Origin of the sequence: Microbacterium luteum (genome assembly GCF_015277875.1) — a bacterium.
GTDB lineage: Bacteria > Actinomycetota > Actinomycetes > Actinomycetales > Microbacteriaceae > Microbacterium > Microbacterium luteum.
In genome coordinates this window covers 2,334,891-2,351,347 of record NZ_CP063814.1, presented here as the reverse complement: position 1 = coordinate 2,351,347, position 16,457 = coordinate 2,334,891, and the positions used below count along the sequence as shown (strand labels likewise).

At 71.3% G+C, this 16,457-nt stretch carries 13 protein-coding genes; 11 read left to right on the top strand and 2 right to left on the bottom strand.

Annotated features, from left to right (window positions below; genetic code table 11):
• The first annotated feature begins 179 nt into the window (after nt 1-179).
• From guaB1 to IM777_RS11665, 6 genes are all read left to right on the top strand, one after another.
• Nucleotides 180-1,637, top strand: coding sequence for a GMP reductase (guaB1, locus tag IM777_RS11690; RefSeq protein WP_194383473.1), 1,458 nt, complete (start codon nt 180-182; stop codon nt 1,635-1,637).
• Nucleotides 1,638-1,878: 241 nt separating this feature from the next.
• The gene (locus IM777_RS11685) at nt 1,879-3,207 is read left to right on the top strand and encodes a hemolysin family protein (protein WP_194385540.1); all 1,329 of its coding nucleotides are present in this window, start codon (nt 1,879-1,881) and stop codon (nt 3,205-3,207) included.
• Nucleotides 3,204-4,259 (top strand): hemolysin family protein, encoded by a 1,056-nt coding sequence (locus tag IM777_RS11680; protein WP_194383472.1) that lies wholly within the window; start codon nt 3,204-3,206, stop codon nt 4,257-4,259. Before IM777_RS11685 ends, IM777_RS11680 begins: the two co-directional genes overlap by 4 nt.
• 50 nt (nt 4,260-4,309) lie before the next feature.
• Nucleotides 4,310-5,152, top strand: coding sequence for an ADP-dependent NAD(P)H-hydrate dehydratase (locus IM777_RS11675; protein WP_194383471.1), 843 nt, complete (start codon nt 4,310-4,312; stop codon nt 5,150-5,152).
• Nucleotides 5,153-5,179: 27 nt separating this feature from the next.
• Nucleotides 5,180-6,388, top strand: a complete 1,209-nt coding sequence (locus tag IM777_RS11670; protein WP_194383470.1) for a glycosyltransferase 87 family protein — start codon at nt 5,180-5,182, stop codon at nt 6,386-6,388.
• 16 nt (nt 6,389-6,404) lie between these two features.
• Nucleotides 6,405-6,713, top strand: a complete 309-nt coding sequence (locus tag IM777_RS11665; protein WP_194383469.1) for a thiamine-binding protein — start codon at nt 6,405-6,407, stop codon at nt 6,711-6,713.
• 64 nt (nt 6,714-6,777) lie between these two features.
• On the opposite strand, the gene metX is transcribed toward IM777_RS11665, so the two are convergent.
• Nucleotides 6,778-7,980 carry a homoserine O-acetyltransferase MetX gene (metX, locus tag IM777_RS11660; RefSeq protein WP_194383468.1) on the bottom strand — a complete coding sequence of 401 codons (1,203 nt, stop codon included), beginning with the start codon at nt 7,978-7,980 and terminating at the stop codon, nt 6,778-6,780.
• 186 nt (nt 7,981-8,166) lie between these two features.
• Between metX and IM777_RS11655 the strand changes: the two genes are divergently transcribed.
• The 5 genes from IM777_RS11655 (at nt 8,167) to IM777_RS11635 (ending at nt 14,883) form a co-directional block, all read left to right on the top strand.
• Nucleotides 8,167-9,204 carry a 3-oxoacyl-ACP synthase III gene (locus tag IM777_RS11655; protein ID WP_194385538.1) on the top strand — a complete coding sequence of 346 codons (1,038 nt, stop codon included), beginning with the start codon at nt 8,167-8,169 and terminating at the stop codon, nt 9,202-9,204.
• The gene (locus IM777_RS11650; RefSeq protein ID WP_194385539.1) at nt 9,198-11,852 is read left to right on the top strand and encodes an alpha/beta fold hydrolase; all 2,655 of its coding nucleotides are present in this window, start codon (nt 9,198-9,200) and stop codon (nt 11,850-11,852) included. Before IM777_RS11655 ends, IM777_RS11650 begins: the two co-directional genes overlap by 7 nt.
• Nucleotides 11,849-12,814: an NAD-dependent epimerase/dehydratase family protein gene (locus IM777_RS11645; protein ID WP_194385537.1), complete on the top strand. Its 966-nt coding sequence runs from the start codon at nt 11,849-11,851 to the stop codon at nt 12,812-12,814. The genes IM777_RS11650 and IM777_RS11645 overlap by 4 nt, the downstream gene beginning before the upstream one ends.
• Before the next feature lie 49 nt (nt 12,815-12,863).
• Nucleotides 12,864-13,553, top strand: a complete 690-nt coding sequence (locus tag IM777_RS11640; RefSeq protein WP_194383467.1) for an SDR family NAD(P)-dependent oxidoreductase — start codon at nt 12,864-12,866, stop codon at nt 13,551-13,553.
• 91 nt (nt 13,554-13,644) lie between these two features.
• Complete coding sequence (locus tag IM777_RS11635; protein WP_473743248.1) at nt 13,645-14,883, top strand: IS30 family transposase; 1,239 nt, start codon at nt 13,645-13,647, stop codon at nt 14,881-14,883.
• Nucleotides 14,884-14,983: 100 nt separating this feature from the next.
• Here IM777_RS11635 and IM777_RS11630 read toward each other — a convergent pair whose 3' ends face one another.
• Entirely contained in the window at nt 14,984-16,306 is a 1,323-nt protein-coding gene (locus IM777_RS11630; RefSeq protein ID WP_071045349.1) for a bifunctional o-acetylhomoserine/o-acetylserine sulfhydrylase, read from the bottom strand.
• Nucleotides 16,307-16,457 lie beyond the last annotated feature (151 nt).

Genomic DNA, 16,457 nt, shown 5'->3' with positions numbered 1-16,457 from the left:
CCTTATCGCCCGCTTTCGTGAAGATCGTGTGGAATACGACGAACCGTCAGCGGCTCGCACGCTCGAGGATCAAGCGTAGTCCTTTCTGGCTGGGCGTTCGCCACGCGCGCGAAGGTTGCCAGAACGATTCCGAACCACCCGGGCGGCTCTCCTCGGAGGCGGCTCGTTACGCTGGGTCCATGGAGTTCTACGGCGCCCAGCCCGAGGTCGATCTCACCTATTCGGATGTCTTCCTCGTCCCCCGTCGATCGGAGGTGGCGAGCCGCCTCGACGTCGACCTCGCGCCCGACGACGGCACCCCCGCCACGCTCCCGCTGGTGGCGGCGAACATGAACTCCGTCACCGGTCCGCGGCTCGCGGCCACCCTCTCCCGTCGCGGCGGCCTGGGTGTGCTGCCGCAGGACATGCCCCTGCAGGACCTCGACGCGGCCATCCGATGGGTGAAGGCGCAGCCCGTGACGTGGGACACCCCGCTCGTGCTGCCGCCGGACATGAACGTGGCAGAGGCCGCGCAGATCGTGCCGGCCACGGAGGGCCACGGCATCGTCGTCAGCGACGCCGCCGGCGGCGACATCCTCGTCGATGACGTGCAGGGGATCGTGCCGGCGGCTCGGCTCGGCACCGCGCTCCCCGACGCGCGCCTGGGCGATCTCGCCCGTGGCCGCCCCTCGTCGATCGACGCCGACGACGTCGCGGATGCCCGGCACGCGTTCGACCTGATGGTCGCCGCCGACGTCGAGACGGTCTGCGTGCTTCATCACGGCCACCTGGTGGGCACGCTGACGCGGCGCAGCGCGCTGCGCTCGACGCTGTACCGACCCGCCGTCGACGGCGACGGGCGGCTCGGCGTCGCCGCGGCGGTCGGGATCAACGGCGACGTCGCCGCCAAGGCGCGGGCCCTCGCGGCGGCCGGTGTCGACGTGCTCGTCGTCGACACCGCGCACGGGCATCAGGAGGGCATGCTGCGGGCGCTGCGCACGGTCGCCGACCTCGACCTCGGACTTCCCATCGCGGCCGGCAACATCGTCACCGCCGCCGGGGTCGGTGACCTCGTCGACGCCGGCGCGACGATCCTGAAGGTGGGCGTGGGCCCGGGCGCGATGTGCACGACGCGGATGATGACCGCCGTCGGACGCCCGCAGTTCTCCGCGGTGCTCGAGACGGCGGAGGCGGCGCGCGCCGCCGGCGCGCACGTCTGGGCCGACGGGGGAGTGCGCTACCCCCGCGACGTCGCGCTGGCGCTCGCGGCGGGGGCGGCATCCGTCATGATCGGCTCGTGGTTCGCCGGCACCATCGAGGCGCCCGGGCGCCTGCAGACCGACGCCGACGGTCGCGTGTTCAAGGAGTCGTGGGGCATGGCCTCCACGAAGGCCGTGCAGGATCGGTTCGGCCGGCTGGACCCCTACGAGCGCGCGCGCAAGGAGCTGTTCGCCGAGGGGATCTCGTCGTCGAAGATCTACCTCGATCCGCTGCGGCCCGGCCTGGAGGACCTGCTGGACATGATCACGGCGGGCGTGCGCTCCTCGTTCACCTACGCGGGCGCCGCCACCGTGGCGGACTTCCACGCCCGCGCCCGCGTCGGGCTGCAGTCCGCCGCCGGCTACGACGAGGGCAAGGCGCTGCCGGTCAGCTGGTGATGCCGCCTCCCGGCCCGGACGCATCCGTTCGCTTGTCACGGGATGCCCCATCGCGCGGTCTATGCGACATCGAGCGCCAGGTGAACGGCGCGAACGCCAGGTGAGCGGCGCGAGAAGCTGGGAGGAGCCCGCGCGCGGGCGCGCGTGACTGCCGTAAGATCTTCTCCACGATGGACGACCCTCCCAGTTGCAGACGCTCGCCCCACCGACCCGACCACCGCATGAGCGGGGGTGACGCGTGATGGACTACGTCATGCTGGGCGTGGGGCTCCTTCTGACCATCGGCACCGGTCTGTTCGTGGCCAGCGAATTCGCGCTGGTGAACCTCGATCGTGCCGACCTCGAGTCGCGGCAGAAGGCGGGTGAATCCCGGCTGGCGCTGACGATCAGCGCGCTGCGGATCACCTCGACCCACCTCTCCAGCGCGCAGCTGGGCATCACCCTGACGACGCTCCTGACGGGTTACACCATGGAGCCGGCGATCTCGAACCTGCTGCGCCCCGTGCTCACGTCGTGGGGCTGGCCGGATGCGCTGGTCACGCCGCTGTCGGCGACGGTCGGCATCGCGATCGCGACGGTCTTCTCGATGATCATCGGCGAACTCGTGCCCAAGAACTTCGCGCTCGCCGTGCCGCGGCAGACCGCCAAGCTCGTCATGCCGTTCCAGGTGGCCTTCACCACCGTCTTCCGGCCCGCCATCCTCGTGCTCAACGGCAGCGCGAACGGCGTGCTCCGGGCCATCGGCATCGAGCCCAAGGAGGAGCTGTCGGGTGCGCGCACCGCCGAGGAGCTCTCGAGCCTCGTGCGCCGATCGGCCAGTGCCGGCGTGCTCGAAGAGGACACGGCGTCGCTCCTGGATCGGAGCCTGACCTTCTCGCGGTTGAGCGCCGCCGACGTGATGACGCCGCGACCGAGCGTGCACGCCGTCGCCGTCGGCGACGCCGTCGAAGACGTGATCCAGCTGGCGCGCCGCACGGGGCACAGCCGCTTCCCCGTCTACGAGGACTCGATGGACGACATCGTCGGCGTCGTGCACCTCAAGGCGGCCGTCAGCGTTCCGCGGGCCAAGCGCGCCGAGGTGCCGGTGGGGGCGATCAGCAGCGAGCCGCTGCGAGTCCCCGAGGCGGTGCATCTGGATGCGCTGGTCGCCGAACTCCGCACGCGCGGCTACCAGATGGCCGTCGTCGTCGACGAATACGGCGGCACCGCGGGAGTCGTCACGCTCGAGGACATCGTCGAGGAGATCGTCGGCGAGGTGCTCGATGAGCACGACCGGCGTCGCGCGGGCATCGTCCGCGCATCCGGGTCCATCATCTTCCCGGGCGAGCTGCGCCCCGATGAGCTGCTGGATCGCACCGGCATCCGCATCCCCGAGGGCGAGGTCTACGACACCGTCGGCGGGTTCATCATGAGCGTGCTCGAGCGCATCCCCACCGCGGGCGACGCACTTCAGCTGGAGGAGGGCGTCATCGAGGTGCAGCGCATGGAGGGCCGCCGCGTCGATCGCGTACGGTTCACGCCGGTGGCCGTTCCGGTCGCCTCGGCCGCCGAGGGAGGTGAGCGCCGATGAGCGATTGGGCCGGGCTCGCGTGGCTGGGTGTGCTCCTGGTCGCCAACGCCTTCTTCGTCGGTGCCGAGTTCGCCGTGATCTCCGCTCGCCGCTCGCAGATCGAGCCGCTGGCCGAACGCGGTTCGCGCAGCGCCAAGACCGCGCTGTTCGCCATGGAGCACGCGACGCTCATGCTGGCGACCAGCCAGTTGGGCATCACGATCTGCTCGCTGCTCATCCTGAACGTCTCCGAGCCTGCCATCCACCACCTGCTGGCCGTGCCGCTGGGGCTCACCGGGCTGAGCGAAGCGCTCGTGGACACCATCGCGTTCGTCATCGCGCTGCTGGCCGTGTCGTACCTGCACGTCGTGTTCGGCGAGATGGTGCCGAAGAACCTCGCGTTCTCGGTGCCCGACCGGGCCGTGCTGATGCTCGCGACGCCGCTGGTGTGGGTCTCCAAGGTGTTCCACCCCGTGATCGTCACTCTCAACTGGACCGCCAACCACATCGTCCGGCTGGCCCGCGTTGAGCCGAAGGACGAGGCTGCCTCGACCTTCACCCTCGAGGAGGTCGCCACGATCGTGACGCAGTCGCGTATCGAGGGCGTGCTCGACGACTCGGCGGGGACCGTGGCGGCCGTGGTGGAGTTCACCGACAAGAAGGCCAAGGACATCGCCGTGCCCCTCGGCGACCTGGTGACCCTCCCGGAGCGCACCACGCCCCACAAGATCGAGCGGGCGGTCGCCAAGCACGGCTTCTCGCGCTACGTGATCGTCGACGGGGAGGGCGTGCCGACCGGCTACGTGCACCTGAAGGACGTGCTGCGTGCGGCGGAGGGCCCCGACGGGGGTGCCGACGTGACGCGCCCCATCCCGTCCAAGCGCATCCATCACATGGTGCCGGTGACGGAGGAGACGGACCTGGAGGATGCCCTCGCGCTGATGCGCAATGCGGGCCGCCACCTCGCCCAGGTGCGCGACACCTCGGGACAGACGACGGCGGTGCTGTTCCTCGAGGACATCATCGAGGAGCTCATCGGCGAGGTGCAGGACGCCACGAGCCGTCGGCGCTGATCCGCCCGTCGGTCGCCGCCGCGTCGCTTCGCCCGGATAGGGTGTGCGGCATGCGCAGATGGACGGCGACCGACGCGGCGGGAAGCCTTCGGGCCCCGACCTCTCACGACGACAAGTACACGCGCGGGGTGGTGGGCATCCGCACGGGATCACCGTCGTTCAAAGGTGCCGCCGTGCTGGGTGTCGAGGCCGCCTGGCGCACCGGTGTCGGGATGGTGCGCTACGTCGGACCGGCCGGCGCGGAGGTGCTGGCCCGTCGCCCCGAGACCGTGCTGTCCGAAGGCCGTGTCAACGCCTGGGTGATCGGCTCGGGCACCGACCCGGCCCACCGCGACGATGCCGAGACCGCCCTGCTGCGGGAGATCCTCGCCGGGACCGTGCCGGTCGTGGTCGATGCCGGAGCGCTCGACCTCGTCGATCATCCCGCGGCTCCCGTTGTCATCACCCCGCACGCGGGCGAGTTCGGTCGTCTGCGCTCCAGGCTCGGCATGCCGCCGGTGGACCCCGACGCCGACCTCGCGGAGCGCGACGACGCCGCCCTCGAGACCGCGGAGGCGCTCGGCGCCGCCGTGCTGCTCAAGGGTGCGCGCACCGTCTCCGCCGCACCGGGCGGATTCATCGCGGTCGTCGCGGATGCCACGCCGTGGCTTGCGACAGCGGGCACGGGGGATGTGCTCGCCGGAGCGATCGGCGCCCTCGCGGCGGGTGCGCGGGACCTCACCTCGGCGGCCGAGTGGGGACCCGTCGCCGCCACGGGGGCGTGGCTGCACGGGCGTGCCGCCAACGTGGCCGCCGGCCGTTACGGCCTCGCGGGCGGCCCGATCACCGCGCTCGACGTGGCCGACGCCCTGCCGGCCGCCGTCGGCGAGGTCATCGCCGCCGCCCCGGCCTGAGGAGCCGCGGCGCTCTAGGATGGAGCGGTGTCGAGGCGGGGGATGCTGTGGGCGGGCTTCGCGGTCGTCCACGTGCTCGTCGCGACGGCGGGTTTCGTGTTGCCGAACCAGCCGATGGGCGATGTCTATCTCGTCTACGAGCCGTGGTCGCTCCAGGCGCTGTCGGGGGAGTCCATCGTCGGCGTCGACGAGGCGTGGGTGTATCCGCAGCTCGCCCTCCTGCCCATGCTCGCGGCGCACGCCCTCACGTGGATAGCGGGATACGAGGTCGCGTGGGCGGTGCTGGTCACCGCGCTCGACGCGGCCGCCTTCGCGATGCTGGTGGGTGCCGCGCGCTCGCGCGGCCGCACGACCGCAGCGGCGTTCTGGCTCGTCTTCGCCGTCGCGCTCGGCCCGGTGGGCATGTACCGCCTCGACGGCGTCACCGTGCCGATCGCCGTCGCGGGGCTGCTGTGGCTGGTCCGGCGCCCGGTGATCGCGGCGATCCTGCTGACCACCGCGACGTGGATCAAGGTGTGGCCGGCCGCGCTCCTGGCGGCAGCGGTCGTCGCGCTCCGGCGGCGTCTGGTCGTGCTCGCCGCGGCGGCGGCGACCAGCGCGGTCGTGCTGGGGGCGATCGCCGTCCTCGGGGGCGCATCCCACGCCTTCGGGTTCGTCGCCGGACAGACCGGGCGCGGCCTGCAGATCGAGGCGCCGGTGAGCGGATGGTTCCTGTGGCAGGTCGCCACCGGCTCCGCCGACGCGGCGATCGTGTACGACCGCGACATCCTCACCTTCCAGGTGCAGGGCCCGGGAGTCGACGCGATCTCGGCGGCGATGACGCCGCTCCTCGTGCTCGTCGCCGGTGCCGTCGTGATCCTCGGTGCGGTCAAGATGTGGCGCGGCGCGTCGTTCGCGGCGCTCTTCCCGCCGTTGTCGCTCGCCCTCGTCCTCACGCTGATCGTCGTCAACAAGGTCGGATCCCCGCAGTTCCTCGCGTGGCTGATCGCCCCGCTCGTGCTCTGGCTCGTGGTCGATCGGCGCCGAGGGGTGGGGCCCGCCGCGCTCGCCGTCGCCGCGGCCGGTCTCACGCAGGTCGTGTATCCGCTCGTCTACGGCGGCATCCTCGTCGCCGAGCCCGTGTCCGTGGCGCTGCTGACACTGCGCAATGTGCTCCTCGTCGTTCTGCTCGCGTGGGCGGTCACCCGCACCGCCCGCGTCCGCACATCCGTCGCCGTGACCGTCGCGGCGACCTGACCGTCTGGAGACTCCCATGCTCATCGCCTTCTCCGTCGCGCCGAGCGGCACCGGAAACGTCGACGGCTCGGTGCACGACGCCGTCGCCGCGGCGGTCCGGATCGTCCGCGACAGCGGACTGCCTCACCGCACCACCTCGATGTTCACCGAGATCGAGGGGGAGTGGGACGAGGTCATGGGCGTCGTGAAGGCCGCCACCGAAGCCGTCATGCCCTTCGGATCACGGGTCTCGCTCGTGCTGAAGGCCGACATCCGGCCCGGGTACTCCGGCGAGCTCGACGCGAAGATCGAGCGCCTCGAGTCCGCCATCGACGACGCGGAGTAGGACTCACGCCAGCGGATGCCCGCGGCACCGCCGTGCGCGACGCACGCTCGATGGGCCGGAGATGTCAGTCCAGGAGGCGACGCAGGTGCGCGGAGACGACGGGCGTCTCGATGAGGAAGGCGTCGTGGCCGAAGTCGCTCGTGATCACCGCGGCACGATCGCCGTCGAGCGCGTTCGCGATGCCCGCGGCGATACGGTGCTGACCGTCGACGGGGAAGAGGCGGTCGCTGTCGATGCCGAGCACCAGCGTCGTCGCCGTCACGCGCGCGAGCGCCGCGTCGATGCCGCCGCGGTCCCGGCCGACGTCGTGGGAGTTCATCGCCTCGACGAGCGTGATGTAGGTGTTGGCGTCGAAGCGTCGCGTGAACTTGTTGCCGTGGAAGTCGAGATACGACTCGACCGCGAACCGGCCTCCGTGCCCGAGCGGGCTGACTCCGGACTGCCATGATCGCTGGAACCGCTGGTTGAGCTCCGTGGGGGAGCGGTAGTTCAGAAGCGCCATGCGTCGCGCGAGTGACAGCCCACGCGTCGGTCCGTTGCCGTCGCCGGCGTCGTAGTAGTCGCCGCCCGCGAAGCGCGGGTCCATGCGGATGGCCTCCAGCTGCACGGAGTTCAGGGCGACCTGGTCGGCGGTGTTGGCCGGGGGCGCAGCGATGACGGCGAGGCGCTCCACCCGCTCGGGATGCATCACGGCCCACTCGAGTGCGTGCATCCCTCCCATCGAGCCGCCCACGACGCCGGCCCAGCGCTCGATGCCGAGCGCGTCGGCGAGCCGCGTCACCGCGTGAACCTGGTCGCGGACCGTCAGGTACGGGAAGCGTGCCGCCCACTCCGCCCCGTTGGGCGCGATGCTGGCGGGGCCGGTCGACCCCTGGCAGCCGCCGAGCATGTTCGGGGCGATGACGAACCAGCGGTCGGTGTCGATCGCGGCACCGGGCCCCACGATGTCGTCCCACCAGCCGGCGGTCGGGTGCCCCGGTCCGGCGGGCCCTCGAACGTGGCTGTCGCCGGTCACCGAGTGCAGCAGCAGCACCGCATTGTCGCGGGTGGGGGACAGCTCCCCCCAGGACTCGTAGGCCAGCCGGTACCCGGGCAGCTCGTCGCCGCCCTCGGTGCGGAACGGTCCGAACGCCGCGAATCGGCGGTCGCCGACGGGATCGCCGTCCTGCCACGCTCCGGTGGCGGGCGGTCGACCCAGGAGCAGGCGCGCGTCGGCCTCCGTCACCGGTGCCGAGGGCACCGTGTCCTCGGAGGTCTGCCAGTCCATCGCGGCGGTCCTTTCATCGAGCGGTCGGCCGTGTCCTCTCACGGTATCCGCTCCGCCTCGCGGGATCGCGCGTATGACGACGCCGCGACCGTGAGGCTGCGACGCGGGCCGGAGGCCGTACATGCCGGGCACGTTATGTTCCGGAGCTAAACTTGTCCTTCGACCGATCGAGCCGGCGTGCTCGTGATGAGGAGGGTGCCGTTGGCTGGAAACGCGACGACCCGGTTCTCGAACGTCTCCCTGCTGTCGGTGGCGAGCGTGCTGCCGACGCGGGTCACGAGCTCCGACGACATCGAAGCGCGCCTGGGTCCGGCGCTGCAGCGGCTGAAGCTGCGGCCCGGATTGTTACGGCGCGTCGCCGGGGTCCTCGAGCGTCGCAACTGGGCGTCGGGGGAATCGTCCGACGCCGCCACCATCGTCGCGGGCGAGCGCGCACTCCGCGAGGCCGGCGTCGACGCGTCCGAGGTCGGTCTGCTCATTAACACCTCGGTCAGCCGCAAGCATCTCGAGCCCTCCGTCGCCGTCACCCTGCACCACGGCCTCGGGCTGCCGACGTCGGCGGTGAACTTCGACGTCGCCAATGCGTGCCTCGGCTTCGTGAGCGGGATGAACCTCGCCGCGAGCATGATCGAGTCCGGGCAGATCCGCTACGCCATCATCGTCAACGGCGAGGATGCCGACGACATCCAGGTCAACACCATCGAGCGCCTCAAGGGCGAGGGGATCGGGCGCGACGCGTTCATGAGCGAGTTCGCCTCGCTCACGCTCGGCTCCGGAGCGGCGGCGGCGGTGCTCGGACGGGCGGACGAGCATCCCGAGGGCCACCGCATCCTGGGCGGGGTGACCCGTGCGGCGACCCAGTTCCACGAGCTGTGCGTCGGCAGCGTCGACGGCATGTTCACCGACGCGAAGGCCCTGCTGCGCGGGGGCCTCGAGCTCGTGGTGTCGGCGTGGAAGGATGCGGCGTCGGACTGGAACTGGACCGGCATGGACCGCTACATCACCCACCAGGTCTCGTCGGTGCACACCAACGCGATCGTGAAGGCCGCGCGGCTCGACCGCGCCAAGGTGCCCACGACCTTCCCCGAATACGGCAACGTCGGACCCGCGTCCATCCCCATCACCCTCGATCAGGAGAAGCGCAACCTCTCGCGCGGCGACCGGGTGCTCCTGATGGGCGTCGGGTCGGGCCTGAACACGGCGATGATGGAACTCGCCTGGTGATCTCGCCCGCCGAGACCACCCTTCCCCCCGTCCGCGGGCTCGACGACCGCTTCCGGCGCACCCTCGAGGTTCCCGGCGTCCTCGCCGACGCGGGCCGCACGCGCACGTGGCACCATCTGGACACCGCAGACAGGCTGACCGATCTCGGCGCCGTGCCCGTCGGCACCATCCTCGCGGTGCACGGCAACCCGACGTGGTCGTTCCACTGGCGGCGCATCGCCGACGAGTCGGTGCGGCGGGCCGAGCGCGGCGAACCGACGTGGCGCGTGGTCGCCGTCGACCAGCTCGAGATGGGATTCTCCGACCGCACCGACCTCACCCGCACGCTCGAGCAGCGTGTGGCCGACCTCGGCGCCTTCACCGACGCGATCGGCCTCGACGGACCGGTGGTGACCTTGGGGCACGACTGGGGCGGCGTGATCTCGCTCGGGTGGGCGGTCGATCATCCCGACCAGCTCGCCGGGGTGGTCACGCTCAACACCGCCGTCCATCATCCCGACGGCCGCCCGATCCCCGCAGCGCTGCGGGTGGCGGGAGCGCGGGGCGTGCTCGCCGTTTCGACCGTGCAGACGACCGCCTTCCTCGACACGACCCTCGCGCTGGCCGAGTCCCGTCTTCCGATCGACGTGCGAGCGGGGTACCGAGCCCCCTATCTCACCGCCGAGCGCCGCCGCGGCGTCGGCGCCTTCGTCGCCGACATCCCGGTGGGCCCGACGCATCCCAGTCACACCGAGCTCACCCGCATCGCCGCGGGTGTACGCGAGCTGGGGGTTCCCGCGCTGCTGCTCTGGGGACCGCGCGACCCGGTGTTCCAGCAGCGCTATCTCGACGATCTCATCGACCGGATGCCCAACGCCGACGTGCACCGCTTCGAAGGCGCCGGACACCTCGTGGCCGAGGACCGGCCGTACGCGACGGCGGTGCTCGACTGGCTCGACCGGCGTGTCGACGCGTCGCCGCCCGTGCCGACGGCCTCCGAGCCGGCGCCCCGCGCCACCGGGGCTTTCGTGCCGATGTGGCATCGCCTCGACGAGCGCGCCGACGACGACACGGTCGCGGCGATCGACATGACCTGCACGCCGCCGCAGACGGTGAGCTGGCGCCGGCTGCACGACCGGGTCACCGTCCTGGCGACGGGGCTGCACCGCCTGGGGGTGCGCCCGGGCGACCGCGTCTCTTTGCTCGTGCGTCCCGGGCCCACGCTCACCGCCGTCGTCTACGCCTGCCTGCGCATCGGAGCGGTCGTCGTCGTGGCCGACGCGGGCCTGGGCGTCGCCGGCCTCACCCGGGCCGTGCGCGGGGCGAGCCCCGACGTGCTGATCGGCGAGACGGTCGCGCTCGCCGCGGCCCGCACCCTCGGGTGGCCGGGTACGAAGATCTCCGTGGATCGTCTGCCGTCCCTGACCGCGAGGGCGCTCGGCGTCGCCCGGAGCCTCGCGGAGGTGGCCGAGCTCGGCTCCGACGGCGATGCTCTGCCGGAACCCGGCCCCGACGACGTGGCAGCGGTGCTGTTCACGTCGGGATCGACCGGTCCGGCCAAGGGGGTCGTCTACACCCACGGTCAGCTCGCCGCCCTGCGAGACGTGCTCGGTGCGCACTTCGACGTGACCGATCAGGCGGGCCTGGTCACCGGCTTCGCGCCGTTCGCCCTGCTGGGGCCCGCCCTCGGAACCCGTTCGGTGACACCCGATATGGATGTCTCCGCCCCGCGAACCCTCACCGCACGAGCCGTGGCCGCCGCCGTCGAAGCCGCGCACGCGAGCATCGTCTTCCTGTCGCCCGCGGCGATCCTCAATGTCGTCGCCACCGCCGGTGACCTCACCGCCGACGACCGGGCGGCGCTCGCCGGAGTCGAGACCTTCCTGTCCACCGGCGCACCGATCGGCGCCGAGCTGCTCTGGGCGGCCCAGCGGGTCTTCCCGAACGCGCAGCCGCACACCCCATACGGCATGACCGAGTGCCTGCTGGTCACCGACATCACGCTCGCCGGCATCCGAGAAGCCGCCGAGGCCCCGGACGACGGGGTGTGTGTCGGAACGCCGATCGACGGTGTGCGCGTGCGCGTGAGCGCGCTCGACGCCGCCGGTCGCGCGAGTGGTGCGCCCGGGCACACCCCGGGTCTGCTCGGCGAGATCATCGTCGCCGCGCCGCACCTGAAGTCCCGCTACGACCGTCTCGCGCTGACCGACGCCGACGCGGTGCGCGACACCGCCGACGACGACGAGCAGGGCCTGCGGTGGCACCGGACCGGCGATGTCGGGCACCTCGATGAGCGGGGGAGGCTGTGGGTCGAGGGACGGCTCCCGCACGTGCTGACCACAGAGCACGGGCCGCTCGCCCCGGTCGGCGGTGAACAGCAGGTCGAACGGGTCGCCGGTGTGCGCCGCGCGGCGGTCGTGGGGGTCGGTCCCTCGGGTCTGCAGCGCCCGGTCGCCGTCGTGGAGACGACCGACCCGGCGACGCGCGCCGGGCTCGCCGATCCGGAGCTGACGGCACGCGTCCGCGCGGGCGTCGATCTGCCGCTCGCGGCGGTGCTCGTCGTTCCGGAGCTGCCCACCGACATCCGGCACAACTCCAAGATCGATCGCTCTCGGCTGTCGGTGTGGGCGGATGCGGTGTGCGCCGGGCGGAAGCCGGTGGCGCCGTGAGCGTGCTCGTCACGGGAGCATCCGGATACCTCGGCGGCGCCGTCGCGACGGCTCTGGTCGCGCGCGGTGACGAGGTGCGGACGCTGCAGCGGCGCCCCTCGCGTGTTCCCGGAGCCCAGGATCACCTCGGGTCGATCGAGGATCCCGCGCTCGTCTCGCGTGCCCTCGAGGGCGTGGACACGGTGGTGCACCTGGCGGCGAAGGTGTCGCTGGCGGGGCAGACCCGCGACTTCGCCCGCGTGAACGTCGACGGCACGCGCGCGCTGCTCGCCGCGGCGAAGAGTTCCGGCGTGAACCGGTTCGTGCAGGTGTCCTCGCCGTCGGTGGCGCACGCGGGCGCCGCGCTCACCGGAGTCGGCACCGAGCCGGCCTCACCCGACCACGCTCGCGGCGACTATGCCCGCACGAAGGCGCGGGGGGAACTCCTCGCACTGGCAGCCGACGACGACCGTCTGCGTGTGGTCGCCATCCGACCTCACCTCGTGTGGGGGCCGGGCGACCCTCAGCTGGTCGCTCGGATCGTCGCCCGCGCCCGGGCGGGACGGCTGCCGCTCATCGACGGCGGGACGGCGCTGATCGACTCGACCTACATCGACAACGCCGTCACCTCGATCATCGCCGGTGCCGATCGTGCCGATGTCGCTCACGGACGTGCCTTCGTCGTGACCAACGGCGAGCCGCGGCCGGTCGGCGAGCTCATCGCGGGGATGTGCCGTGCGGCGGGGGTCGCCCCGCCGTCGTGGAGCGTGCCGGGGTGGCTCGCCCGCGGAGCGGGGAGCGTGGTGGAGCGCGTCTGGGCGGTGCGACCCGGTGCCGACGAACCGCCCATGACCCGTTTCCTGGCCGAGCAGCTCTCCACCGCGCACTGGTTCGACCTGCGTGAGACGCGCGCCGCGCTGGACTGGTCTCCCGCGGTCTCGCTCGACGAGGGATTCGCGCGCCTCGCGGCCTCATTCGCGTGAGATCGCGCAATCGACCCCCGGGGGTGCCCGGTGCGGTGAGGATGAGGTCATGGCCAGATTCCTCCTCATCGCCGCATCCAGCGCCATCGGCGCCGCGACCGTCGACGTCCTGACCGAGGCCGGTCACGAGGTCGTCACCACGGCGCGCTCGCCCGGCGCGGACATCGCCCTCGACGCGACGGACTTCGACGCCGTCGACCGGGCGGTCGAGCAGGCTGGTCCCCTCGATGGCGTCGCGTGCTTCGCCGGGTCGATGCTGCTGAAGCCCGCGCACCTCACGTCGCGCGAGCAGTACGACGGGGTGGTCGCGGCGTCGCTGACGACGGCCTTCGCGACGGTGCGCGCCGCCGGGCGCCACTTGCGGAACGGCGGGTCGGTCCTGCTGGTCTCATCGGCCGCCGCGATGGCGGGCCTGTCCCACCACGAGGCCATCGCCGCGGCGAAGGCCGGGGTGATGGGACTGACGCTGTCGGCTGCGGCGACCTACGCGTCGTCGGGCCTGCGGGTGAACGCGGTCGCGCCGGGACTGACCCAGACGCCGCTGACGGCATCCCTCACCGCCAACGAGGGGTCGCGCAAGGTCTCCGAGGCGATGCACGCGCTCGGCCGTCTCGGGGAGCCGGCCGATGTCGCCCGCGCCGTCGCGTTCCTCCTCGATCCGGCGAACTCGTGGATCACCGGGCAGGTGCTCGGCGTCGACGGCGGCCTCGGCTCGCTCCGCCCTCGCCCGCGCGCCTGAGCCGCAGCAGAGGAGATTCCGCCCCAGGAGGACGGCCACCGAGGTGAGTTCAGGGGGTCAGTGCAACACCTCGAGTGAGAGGGGTTGTCGGGTGGTGGTGTTGCGGGTGGTGAGGCGGCGGTTCTGGTGTGGGATCGCGGCGGGGTTGTCGACGAAGGATGCGGCGGTTGCTGCGGGTGCGTCGCGGCAGGGTGCGGAGAGGTGGTTCCGGGATGCTGGCGGGATGGCGCCGCTGTCTCTTTCTGAACCATCGGGTCGATTCCTCTCGATCCTTGATCGTGAGCGGATTGCGGTAGGGGTAGCGCGTGGGGAGTCGATACGGGAGATCGCTCGCGTGATCGGCCGTGCCCCATCGACGGTGATGCGGGAGCTGAACCGGAACCGGGGCAAGACGCCCCGCTATCGACCTCGCTGGACCACACGTCCCGCGTTGCGGGCGCCGTCGTATTCACCGTCGACCGCGCAGTTCCGAGCGGACAAGCGGATGGTGCGCCCGAAGCCCTCCAAACTCGCGCTGGATGACCGGTTGCGGGTCGAGGTGGAGCGGCGCCTGAGGCTGGGGTGTTCACCGGAGCAGGTCAGTCACCGGCTGAGGGTGGACTTCCCCGATGATGAAGGCATGCGCATTTCGCATGAGGCGATCTACCGGTCTCTGTTCGTGCAGGGCCGGGGCGAGCTCCGCAACGAACTGACCCGCCACCTGCGTTCCGGACGCACGACCCGCAAGCCCCGCGCCCGCACGCAACGGCAGGCTGCTGCAGCTTCGGGGAAAAAGATCCCCGGGATGGTGATGATCAGCGACCGGCCAGCAGAAGTCGATGACCGTGCCGTTCCCGGCCACTGGGAAGGCGACCTGATCATCGGGAAGGACGGTCTATCCCAGATCGGCACCCTGGTCGAACGCGCCACCCGGTTCGTAATCCTGCTGCACCTGCCCCACCGTCGTGACGCTGAGACAGTCGCCGACCAGATGATCACCCAGATGACACTGCTCCCCGAGCATCTGCGCCGCTCGATCACCTGGGACCAAGGAAGCGAAATGGCCGCCCATGAACGCGTAACAGCCAGCCTGGACTTGCGCGACGGGGTGTTCTTCTGCGACCCCCACTCACCCTGGCAACGCGGCAGCAACGAGAACACCAACGGCCTCCTCAGACAGTACTTCCCCAAGGGCACCGACCTCGCTGGCTACACCGCCGACTACCTCGACTACGTCGCCGCGCAACTCAACGCCAGACCCCGAAAGACCCTGAACTGGGCCACACCCGCCGAAGCCCTCCAGAAGCTACTCTCGAACCCAACAAGCAACGGTGTTGCACTGACCGGCTGAATCCGCCCGATAGTGCCGTCCTCCTGGACGAGGAACTCCTCTCGAAGGGTGCAAACGACCGTGCGCCCGTCCGGTGAAGACGGGCGCACGGAACGAGAGATCAGGCGCGGGCGGCCTCGGAGACGCGGCGGGCGGCCGCGAGAGCCTGGTCGAGGTCGGCCTTGAGGTCCGCGACGTTCTCGATCCCGACCGAGAGCCGCACCAGACCCGGGGTGACACCCGCGGTGAGCTGCTGCTCCGGGGAGAGCTGGGAGTGCGTGGTCGAGGCCGGGTGGATGACGAGCGAGCGCACGTCGCCGATGTTGGCGAGGTGGCTGAACAGCTCCAGCGAGTTGACGAACTCGCGTCCCGCATCGACGCCGCCCTTGAGCTCGAAGGACAGCACCGCGCCGACGCCCTTCGGGGCGTAGCGGTTCGCGGCGGCGTACCACGGCGAGCTCGGCAGACCCGAGTAGTTCACCGAGGCGACGTCGTCGTGGGCATCCAGCCACTCCGCGATCTCCTGGGCGTTCTGCACGTGACGCTCGATGCGCAGCGACAGGGTCTCGATCCCCTGGATGAGCTGCCACGCGCTCTGCGGCGAGATCGACGCTCCGAGGTCGCGCAGCAGCTGCACCCGCGCCTTGATGATGTAGGCGAGGCCGTCGCCCACCGCCTGCGTGAAGACCGCGCCGTGGTAGGACGGGTCGGGCGTTGTCAGCCCCGGGAACTTCTCGGCGTGGTCGGTCCAGGAGAAGCTGCCCCCGTCGACGATCGTGCCGCCGATGACGGTGCCGTGGCCGCCGAGGAACTTCGTGGCCGAGTGCACGACGATGTCGGCGCCGTGCTCGAGCGGACGGATGAGATAGGGCGTCGCGATCGTGTTGTCGACGATCAGCGGCACCCCGGCCTCGTGGGCGGCGTCGGCGACGCCGCGGATGTCCAGCACGTTGATCTGGGGGTTGCCGATGGTCTCGGCGAAGAAGAGCTTCGTGTTCGGGCGCACCGCGCGGCGCCACTCCTCGATGTCGTCCTGGTTCTCGACGAAGGTGACCTCGATGCCGAGCTTGGCGAGGCTGTACTTGAAGAGGTTGTAGGTGCCGCCGTAGATCGAGCTGGAGGCGACGAAGTGATCCCCGGCCTGGGCGATGTTGAGCACGGCGAAGGTCGACGCGGCCTGACCCGAGGCGAGCAGAAGCCCGCCGGTGCCGCCCTCGAGAGCGGCGATGCGCTGCTCGACGACGTCCTGCGTCGGGTTCATGATGCGCGTGTAGATGTTGCCGAACTCGGCCAGCGAGAAGAGGTTCGCCGCGTGATCGGTGTTATCGAACACGTACGACGTGGTCTGGTAGATCGGGGTCGCGCGCGCCTTCGTCGTGGGGTCGGGCTGTGCTCCGGAGTGGACCTGCTTGGTCTCGAAGCGCCAATTCTCGGGTGCGGACATCACTCGCTCCTGTGGTCGTGAGGGGCTCGCCGCGGGCGTCGCGGGCCGATTGCGAGACTACGGACAGCCGTGCCCCGTGACAACGGTCGGGAAATGTGACGTAACCTTCCGGCTGGCCGCGGGCGCCCTCCCGGCGGCGATACGGTGGGGA

What these genes read in the sequence shown, in the direction of transcription:
- guaB1 (WP_194383473.1), top strand. Translation starts at nt 180, where the DNA reads ATGGAGTTCTACGGCGCCCAGCCCGAGGTCGATCTCACCTATTCGGAT.
- IM777_RS11685 (WP_194385540.1), top strand. Translation starts at nt 1,879, where the DNA reads ATGGACTACGTCATGCTGGGCGTGGGGCTCCTTCTGACCATCGGCACC.
- IM777_RS11680 (WP_194383472.1), top strand. Translation starts at nt 3,204, where the DNA reads ATGAGCGATTGGGCCGGGCTCGCGTGGCTGGGTGTGCTCCTGGTCGCC.
- IM777_RS11675 (WP_194383471.1), top strand. Translation starts at nt 4,310, where the DNA reads ATGCGCAGATGGACGGCGACCGACGCGGCGGGAAGCCTTCGGGCCCCG.
- IM777_RS11665 (WP_194383469.1), top strand. Translation starts at nt 6,405, where the DNA reads ATGCTCATCGCCTTCTCCGTCGCGCCGAGCGGCACCGGAAACGTCGAC.
- metX (WP_194383468.1), bottom strand. Translation starts at nt 7,980, where the DNA reads ATGGACTGGCAGACCTCCGAGGACACGGTGCCCTCGGCACCGGTGACG.
- IM777_RS11655 (WP_194385538.1), top strand. Translation starts at nt 8,167, where the DNA reads ATGAGGAGGGTGCCGTTGGCTGGAAACGCGACGACCCGGTTCTCGAAC.
- IM777_RS11640 (WP_194383467.1), top strand. Translation starts at nt 12,864, where the DNA reads ATGGCCAGATTCCTCCTCATCGCCGCATCCAGCGCCATCGGCGCCGCG.
- IM777_RS11630 (WP_071045349.1), bottom strand. Translation starts at nt 16,306, where the DNA reads ATGTCCGCACCCGAGAATTGGCGCTTCGAGACCAAGCAGGTCCACTCC.